We start from the raw sequence: 8,547 nt of genomic DNA, 5'->3' as shown, positions 1-8,547 counted from the left end.
AGCGGTTTTTTAGACCAGTATCGATTTTATCCCTGATGCCAACAGCACCATAAAATTGACCCGCTTCGTTCATGCCATATTTAAAACCACGAATCTTTTCCCTTTCATAAATGCACTGGGTGAAGTTAACTAATATGAGGAGTTTTTTATTCTTAACGTTTACTGCATAACCTGTCCCATCAAGCGTGTACGGGTAGCCAAAACCTTCTGGAAGGCTTTTCTTGAAGTTCAAGATAGTACTTGTGCTGGTTGAAGGAATACTGGACGAAAAAAAACGAATACTGGACGAAAAAAAACGGAGTACCCAGCCGCCAATGATAATAACAATTAAAAAAATACCAAATAATTCCATATTTTTCTCCTGATATTAAGTATTAAGAATACATTAACAATATATATTCATGATGATCAGTTGTTATGATGATCAAAAATATCCTAATGTGGTTATAACGAATCTGCCAGAGGTAGGCTTTCATTCGCATATTCGCCATAAAATGTTATTAAACAGATCATGAAATTTACCCATAAGATAGGCGATACCATGTTGTTTTGACCAATTTTGGCATGCTTGCCTCCTATTAATGTTAAAGGTAAAGAACATTGTTGACTAGTATAGTAGTCAATTGATGCCTTATAGTCAAGTCAATGTTATATGTCAACAATGAAAGAGATCCCTCACCTACAGGAAGCCTTTGCACAGGTGTTACAAGAAGCTCGTGCCCATTCCCGCCTGTCTCAACAGGCATTGGCAAACGAGGTAGAGTGTGCCCGTTCGTTTATATCGTTTATGGAAACACGGGATCATTTACCAAGTTTAAACGGCTTTCTTGTGCTTGCTCGTGCATTAGGCGTTTCCAGCACGGAATTACTGGCACGGGTAGAAGCAAAACTGGCAACGCTGGAATATCTTGACAAAAAGGAATGATCACCAAACTACAGAATATTCTTTAGGGGATTAATCCACGAAATTTGTGATTGTATAAAAAAATTATAGTAAGAAATATTATAGATGTGTGAGATGAATCAAAAATATAAAAAAGAATCTGCCTGGCACAGGTGGGAATTGTATTTCCATATTCCAGAAATAAAAAAACGAATTTTAATGACAAGAAGCAAAGCTCAATAAAAAAATCAGGCAATACCATTTTTGTAAATGGTATTGCCTGATTGTACAATAAGTCATTAATTCTAAAATATTAATCTTAATAAACTGTAGCAGAAGGTTTTGCCGCTAGACTTAAGCTAATAATTTTTTTCAAAAGTGGAGTTAACGACGATTGAACAGTCTCTCTTAATTCTGTATATAGGTTGCCAACACCTTCGTTTTTCATGACTGTAAGACATTTTTCTAACGTATGCTTTCCGCTACCAGCTATAATACTGCAATTTGGGCATACTTGTTGGTTTGGATTAATATTTTTCCTACAATCTTGTTCGAGACAAGTGAACTGCTCCTCTGTAGCAAAATTATTTTGTATTAGAATTTCTTTTATTATATTTTGATAAGATATACTTCGTTTCCGCATATTTTCTTTTCGGATACCATCTTTAAAGTCAATATATGATAGGATATTCTCTTTATTAAAATTATGACGTGTTTGAATGAAGTTAAAGAAGACAGGATGACGTGCACTTAATGCCTTTTGTAGTATGTGAAGTGGAATAGCATTTTCTATCTCATGAATTTTTAGTTTATGATATTGAAATAAATATGAATAGATATCGTTTTGATGTTCTTCTGTTTCTGTCTCATTAGAAGTATTCTCAGAGGGTGGCTCTTTTATATCACCATCTTTAATACAAATAACAGGTTGTTTGGTGTTTTTGCATATATCAAACGATCTACCTGTACTATTACCACCACCGTTAATACAACGATTACTAACTTTTGCAATTTTTTCCAATTCTATAAATTTTATATATGATTGGCAAAAAAAATTAAATACGTCACAATCACGGAGGTCTTCTGCGAGCAACGTAATACTATTATTAAAATTATATGTTGTAAAATCTTCTAATGCAAAATCGATTAACTGGTCTGCATGGATTTCTTCTAGTAATTTACAACTATTTCCTTTATAGGAAGCAATAGAAATACACTTGTCTATTTTAGTCCTGATTGTAGACAAAACATCCCTAGATATATTCTCTATTTTTTGTAATTCCTCTTTTGCTGGCTTGCCAATATCAAATGTCCTTAACGCTCGAATAGTTTTTGTATCACCGAGGACAAGGTGATTTCCCAGTCTGTTACTAGTGATAACATCACCTAGTTTTTCTAAAAACTCTGTCGAACCATCGTTTAGCGTATGAAGATCTTTTTGGAGAATGATTAGCATAGTTATTATTCTCCAGAGAAAAAGCCATAAGGCCATTCTTCCAGTAATCCATTTTGTTTGAATGTTGATTTTTTTATGCTACAACAACCTTCTTTCTTATCAAATATATATATAGCTATATCATTATGATTTATTTTTTCATCTTCCACAGCTCTCCCTAAGGCATTAATAATAGTTTGGCTATGTGTTTCTATTATAAGCTTAACTTTGCTAGATTTATTTTCCTGACTTACATTTACAGCATCAATAAATGCCTGAACTAATTTTACTTGAAATGCAGGGTGTAAATGTAACTCAGGTTGTTCGATTAGAAAAATCTTTTCTTTTCTTCTTCTGCTACGCCCAGTTTCTTGTGTAAAGTTCCAAAGTTGTAACAATATTGGCAAGACTTGAGAATATCCAAAACCCATGTCAGCTAGATTAAAACCTTTTTTGTCGATATTATCAGAATCAGGCAAGTCATTAATACCTATTGCTGTATGCCCAGTACGCCTTTCTCTAAATGGTTTAAAGTGAAAATACCTATTAACCCATTCTATAAAATCATTTAATTGGGTATTGGATAAACTATTTATAAAAGTAGGAACATTCAAGCCTGAAGGGTCGATCTTAGAAACATCTAGTTCCTGTAGCCTGTAATACCGTTGTGCTGTTGCCCTGACAGGACCAACATAGTATATACTATCAACCAATTTTTCCATAGAACGTCTCAACCCCATTAATATAGGCGTAATGAAAGAAAAAATCAGCTTAGCCCTAAACTCTTTATACCATTTATCGTCTATTGAAAGGTTAGCAATGCTATTTTTCCATGTAACGCTATCAATTGCCGTTTGTAAATTTTTTATTAAGTCAGCATGGGAGTCATAGGGAACTTTAAAAATACTATTTAGTTTTTTGACTCCTATCCGTGCTCCAGCTTTCTTTTTTGTTTGTAGTACAAGCAACTCTCTCCCTGCTCGTTCGTCCCCTAGTCTGTAAAGATATCTCTCAGATTGTCTCATATCAAAACAAATTGGCACAAGATTTTTATTTCTCAATTTTCTTAAAGAAGATATTTCGCTTGCAAAATCAATATCATTAATTAGTATTTTTTCTATTTTATCTTCTTTATCAAAAGCCATAGTGATGTTGTCATCATTTATGTTTATTTTAAAAAAGCTGAGATATGTTGAATTGTTGCTGGCTTCTTCAATTCTAAATTCAACAGTAGATTCTTCTAAGTTTTTTCCATATCTAGCAAAAAGACGTGACTCAACCTCTATTCCTTTGAGCTTCACAGAAAACCCAATATAATTTTCTTCATTATCATGAAATGTATGAATCGATTCCTTAAAGCTACCAAAGTCTACATAATCACCATAAAATGATAAGGCTCCTTTTTGAGATATTCCCATACTTTGTTGAAGTATTTGAAAAAAACGCATAAAAGAGCTTTTACCACTGCCATTTTCTCCGATTAAAATACTTAGTGGAGGTAGGTCGAGAAGCCCTGAGTCTTTTATAGAGCGTAAGTTTTTTACCTGAAATGATAAAAGTTCTCCTGACATACAACCTCACTATTTTTATAATATTACTTTTGTATTATCTGTAAGCAAAATATTTCTAAACCACATAGAATATAAATAGAAATTTAATTATTGATAATAACATATATTAATATATTTGAAAAAGCAATATATTAACCCAAATACATTGTTGTCAAATTTAAAGTAACGAGCTGCTTATGTGCTGAATAAGCCAAGATAAATATAAGGTAACAGGGAGACCTTGAATTTGTTTATTTTTATACCCAAATAAATTTTTTAAATTGCAATAGTATAAAATTAAATATAAGCATAAACATATTTATATAACGAGTAAAAATATATTTAACCTATAATCGTATCATTAAAGAGGGTCTTATGTCATTGGAGCTTATTTTGTCAGCATTTTTAGCGGTGGCTGTTTTGTTTATTATAATACTACTTTTAAAACGGACTCCTCCTACTGCTATTCAAAACAATGATAGTCGTATGCCGGAAAATTCAAAATATATCTCTTGTGATACAAAAAATACACAATCAACTTCTTGTGAGGAAATAAGCTTTGAAGAAAAATACAAAACAGGAGACCTTGGGTGTGATGGTCAAGCCTGTCAATCTAAAGAGCCTTGTTTGGAAGCTGAAAGATGGTTATGTCGTGATGTAATTTCGAAAGTTGTTCCCAAAGGTTATTTTATTGGTCAATTTGAGTTAAAGAATTTGTTGCCAGAATTGGAAAAAAAGAAAAATAGAAGGATTGATTTTGCTATTGAGACAAAAGATGGAAGGCGGATAGCAGTAGAACTTGATGGATATGATGCACATACAAAAAGTTTATCACGTAGAGATTTTGATGATCAATTGCTACGCCAAAATGCCCTTGTCCGTGCTGGTTGGGTTATAGTACGCTTTTCTTTTGATCAACTAAGAAATAATGCAGAAGAGTGCTGTAAAATGTTACACTCTTTGATGTATCCAGAACATACATGGTTCAATAAAACACCTGTGTTAAAAGGTGTTTGCTTAAATCCAGACTGCAAAGACGAAGTTTATCGACTTCGCAATAAAGAAGGGGGCTTTTTTTGGAAATGTAAAAAATGTACTAAAACTTATAACCATGATAGAGTTGAGCCAATAACACGGTTATCAGAAATACAAAATAAAACATCTAGTTAAATTTTAAACTACAGTATGAGAAGAATACAGCAAGAACTTGTCCCATAGTTTGTATATAAAAAAGCTTAACTTTGATTTCATCAGTAGGCTAACCTTAAAATCAACCTCAACTGAGATCTTAAACGCCCCCGAAAATCGCCCCCCTAAAAACCCCATTGGCAAGAAGTTGCCAACTTGTATCGCTTGTTATTACAGTGTGTTATGATAACAAAATAGTTCTATCTATAAAACGCTTGGCAAGAAGTTGCCAAGCGTTTTTAGTAATAAATTCAAATTATTAGATGCTAAAAAACGAAAAGTGCAAAAAATGCTTGGCAAGAAGTTGCCAGATTTTGCACATTTTGAAAAATTAACATATTGATTTTATTTGCTTTCATGTTTGGTATACTTATTGCTATACCTCTAAAAAGGCTTGTATTTTGCAAGTTTTAAAAAAAATTAGGAGGGCATTATGCCAACACCAGCGTACATGACTATCATAGGCACAAAACAAGGCAATATCACTGAAGGTAACTTTACTGAAAATTCAGTTGGGAACATCTGGCAAGAAGACCACCAAAACGAGATTTTGGTTGAAGCCTTTGAACATCAGGTTATAATTCCAAGAGATCCACAGTCAGGTCAACCAACTGGACAGCGTGTTCACAGACCTTTAAAAATCACCAAAGTGCTTGATAAATCATCACCTTTGTTGTTTAGAGCCTTAACTAGTGGCGAAATTTTACCAAAAGTTTCTATGAAATTCTACCGTACCTCGACTTCTGGAGCGATGGAACATTATTTTACTATAGACCTTGAAGATGCGTTAATCGTTGATATTACTGATTATATGCCGAATTGCCAAGATCCTGCACAATCACACTTCACTCACCTTGAAGATGTGTTCATGACTTATAGAAAAATCATTAAAACTCACGTAGTTGCAAGCACAACTGAAAGCGACGACTGGAGAAAACCAGTCATGAAAAGCTAGTAAGCTAAAAAGTCATAAGTCAAAACACTCTGTCTACAAAATGGCAGGGTGTTTTGGCATGTTACAATTTTATAACAAACTGTTTTTATTAAATTTAGTTTTAAGGGAGTTACTTTTATGATGCTTTTCGCCAACAGTACCTGGTTTGAGTTTAAGTTAGTTCATGCGGAAGAAAATGCGGACAACCTCTCGGTTTACGAGTTTTCAGGCACAGAACGAGTCAGTACACCTTACGAATTTACCGTTGAACTGGTGAGTCGTAGCAGTGATTTAAACTTGACGGGCTATTTGGGGGCGGAGGCGTTGCTGACTTTTGCGGACAGAAGCGGAGAACGCCGTCTTTTGCACGGTGTAATCAGAAACATGGAGCAGATGCACACCTCTAACGAATTTACGCATTATCGCTGTATTTTGGTGCCTCGCCTATGGTTTTTAGGACAAACTCAAGACCACCACATTTATCAACACAAAACCGTTGAGCAAATTGTTACTACTGTCTTGAAAAAACACAACTTTTTATCCGAAGCTTATAGTTTTAAACTGCGAAACAGCTACCCTGAGCGTGAATATTGCGTTCAATATGGCGAATCGGATTTACATTTTATTTCAAGGATTTGCGAAGAAGAAGGCATCTTTTTTTATTTTGAACATACTAAAACTGGGCATTGCCTGTGTTTTTCTGATGCCCCTGGCGGTCCGGCAATTCCTGGTGAAAATTTACTGCGTTATTTTCGAGGTTCAGGAAACGTTGCCGATACGGCGGTTGTTTCTAAATTAAACCTGCATAATCTCATAAATAGCGATATTAGTAGCTATAAAGAGTGGAATTTTACTAAACCGACCATGGATTTAAGTGTTCAAGATAAAGAACCAGAGTGGGAAAAAGCCCCAGTTCCTCAAGGTATGGAGTTAGAAACCTATCAGTTTCCACACCTGTATCAAACTCGAACAGAGGGCGATCGTTACGTAAAGCTTCAATTACTTCGCCAACTTACATTTAGGCAGTGGATCGAATGCGAAGCTGACATATCACGTTTTCTGCCAGGATTTACTTTCACGCTGTTTAGCCACCCAAGAGGCGACGTAAACCGCAAATGGTGGGTGGTTTCAGTGCATCACAAGGGCGAACAGCCTGGGGTTTTAGAAGGTGAAAGTCCCGAAGGACGTGGGCTTTGGTATCAATCTTCAATCACCGCAATTCCTGATGATGTCTGTTTCGTCCCAGAATTAGAGCATAAAAAAGTACGTATTGAAGGCTTGCAATCCGCTATCGTAACTGGTCCTGGCAACGAAGAAGTTTTTCCTGATAAATATGGACGAGTTATAGTGCAATTTCACTGGGATAGACTAGGTCAAAACAACGAAAAAAGCACTTGTTGGGTGCGAGTTGCGGACGTTTGGGCTGGCGATGGTTTTGGCTCTATCCAAATTCCACGTATCGGACAAGAAGTGCTAGTTGAATTTATGGAAGGAGACCCCGACCGACCTGTGATAACTGGGCGAGTTTATAACGAATTACGCATGCCACCTTGGCAACTGCCGAGTCAAAAAACTCTTTCGGGCATTCAAAGTCGCGAGTTTAAAGCTGGACGACGTAACCAACTGGTTTTAGATGATACTCAAGGTCAAATTCAGGCTCAACTTTCTAGCGATCATGGGCTTTCACAGCTGAATCTTGGCTATATTACCCGCATAAATCACAACGAAGGGCGTAAAGATTTTCGTGGCGAAGGTTTTGAACTACGCACCGATAATTGGGGCGTAATTCGTGCCGCTAAAGGGCTGTACATCAGCACAGATAAACGAGATTCGGCACAATATCATCATAAAGATTTAGAAGAAGCTACGAGCGGACTTGAGGCTGCGAGCCAGCAACACCGTGACATGGTCAATCTTGCCGAAGCTCACAACGCTCAAACGCCTGACAAAGATGGAGATATTGTATCGAGTGCTTTGATAGAGCAAAGTAATCAAATCAAAGGCACGGGTCAAGCCCACAAAGAGATGACCGAACCACAGCTTGTGCTATCTAGCCCCGCTGGTATAGCTCTAACTACTCCAAAAAACTTACATTTACATACAGGTAATAATATAGGTGCGACTACAGGCAAACACTTTTCTCTCACTGCCGGGCGAAGTTTTTTCGCCTCTGCTTTAGATAAAATCAGCCTGTTCGCTCACAAAATGGGTATTAAAATCTTCGCCGCTCGTGGTAAACTAGAAATTCAAGCCCAAAGCGACGACCTTGAAATAATTGCCGATAAGGTTTTAAAAATCATTTCCGCTAAAGAATCAGTTCAAATATCCGCACCAAAAGAAATACTCCTTACCTCTGGTGGCTCATACATAAAAATCAACACTGGCGGAATAGAACAAGGCACGAGCAAAAGATGGGTTGCCCATGCCGCTAGTCATACGTTTGATGGTCCAGATAGTATCTTTAATAATTTTATTTTTGCCCATAAAAATGCTTCTGGGGTTTGTGAAATTTGTGAAGCAGCTAAAAAAGCATAAAATTTATTATAGGGATAATTTA

7 protein-coding genes are annotated in these 8,547 nt (G+C 36.0%); 4 read left to right on the top strand and 3 right to left on the bottom strand.

Features of this window, described 5'->3' with window-relative positions; translation table 11 throughout:
• On the bottom strand, positions 1-352 hold a 352-nt coding region (locus tag BT999_RS11790; RefSeq protein WP_143145511.1), incomplete at its 3' end, for a hypothetical protein.
• Positions 353-652: 300 nt separating this feature from the next.
• Between BT999_RS11790 and BT999_RS11785 the strand changes: the two genes are divergently transcribed.
• A complete protein-coding gene (locus BT999_RS11785) occupies positions 653-925 on the top strand; it encodes a helix-turn-helix domain-containing protein (protein WP_084650706.1) in 273 nt (90 codons plus the stop codon).
• A 277-nt stretch (positions 926-1,202) separates the two neighbouring features.
• Here the strand turns inward: BT999_RS11785 and BT999_RS11780 are convergent, their stop codons facing one another.
• Entirely contained in the window at positions 1,203-2,339 is a 1,137-nt protein-coding gene (locus BT999_RS11780) for a hypothetical protein (protein WP_143145574.1), read from the bottom strand.
• 5 nt (positions 2,340-2,344) lie between these two features.
• Positions 2,345-3,889, bottom strand: a complete 1,545-nt coding sequence (locus BT999_RS11775; protein WP_072697985.1) for an AAA family ATPase — start codon at positions 3,887-3,889, stop codon at positions 2,345-2,347.
• A 354-nt stretch (positions 3,890-4,243) separates the two neighbouring features.
• On the opposite strand from BT999_RS11775, the gene BT999_RS11770 reads away from it, so the two are divergent.
• The 3 genes from BT999_RS11770 to BT999_RS11760 all read left to right on the top strand — a co-directional run bounded on the left by BT999_RS11770 (position 4,244) and on the right by BT999_RS11760 (position 8,525).
• On the top strand, positions 4,244-5,038 hold the full coding sequence (locus BT999_RS11770; RefSeq protein WP_072697984.1) for a DUF559 domain-containing protein: 795 nt from the start codon (positions 4,244-4,246) through the stop codon (positions 5,036-5,038).
• Between the two features lie 451 nt (positions 5,039-5,489).
• Positions 5,490-6,011 carry an Hcp family type VI secretion system effector gene (locus BT999_RS11765; RefSeq protein WP_072697983.1) on the top strand — a complete coding sequence of 174 codons (522 nt, stop codon included), beginning with the start codon at positions 5,490-5,492 and terminating at the stop codon, positions 6,009-6,011.
• A 117-nt stretch (positions 6,012-6,128) separates the two neighbouring features.
• Positions 6,129-8,525, top strand: coding sequence for a type VI secretion system Vgr family protein (locus BT999_RS11760; RefSeq protein WP_072697982.1), 2,397 nt, complete (start codon positions 6,129-6,131; stop codon positions 8,523-8,525).
• Positions 8,526-8,547 lie beyond the last annotated feature (22 nt).

Origin of the sequence: Desulfovibrio litoralis DSM 11393, assembly GCF_900143255.1 — a bacterium.
In the GTDB taxonomy this organism is placed as follows: Bacteria; Desulfobacterota; Desulfovibrionia; order Desulfovibrionales; family Desulfovibrionaceae; genus Frigididesulfovibrio_A; species Frigididesulfovibrio_A litoralis.
This window is presented reverse-complemented; position numbering and strand designations above follow the sequence as displayed.

What these genes read in the sequence shown, in the direction of transcription:
- BT999_RS11785 (WP_084650706.1), top strand. Translation starts at nt 653, where the DNA reads ATGTCAACAATGAAAGAGATCCCTCACCTACAGGAAGCCTTTGCACAG.
- BT999_RS11780 (WP_143145574.1), bottom strand. Translation starts at nt 2,339, where the DNA reads ATGCTAATCATTCTCCAAAAAGATCTTCATACGCTAAACGATGGTTCG.
- BT999_RS11775 (WP_072697985.1), bottom strand. Translation starts at nt 3,889, where the DNA reads ATGTCAGGAGAACTTTTATCATTTCAGGTAAAAAACTTACGCTCTATA.
- BT999_RS11770 (WP_072697984.1), top strand. Translation starts at nt 4,244, where the DNA reads ATGTCATTGGAGCTTATTTTGTCAGCATTTTTAGCGGTGGCTGTTTTG.
- BT999_RS11765 (WP_072697983.1), top strand. Translation starts at nt 5,490, where the DNA reads ATGCCAACACCAGCGTACATGACTATCATAGGCACAAAACAAGGCAAT.
- BT999_RS11760 (WP_072697982.1), top strand. Translation starts at nt 6,129, where the DNA reads ATGATGCTTTTCGCCAACAGTACCTGGTTTGAGTTTAAGTTAGTTCAT.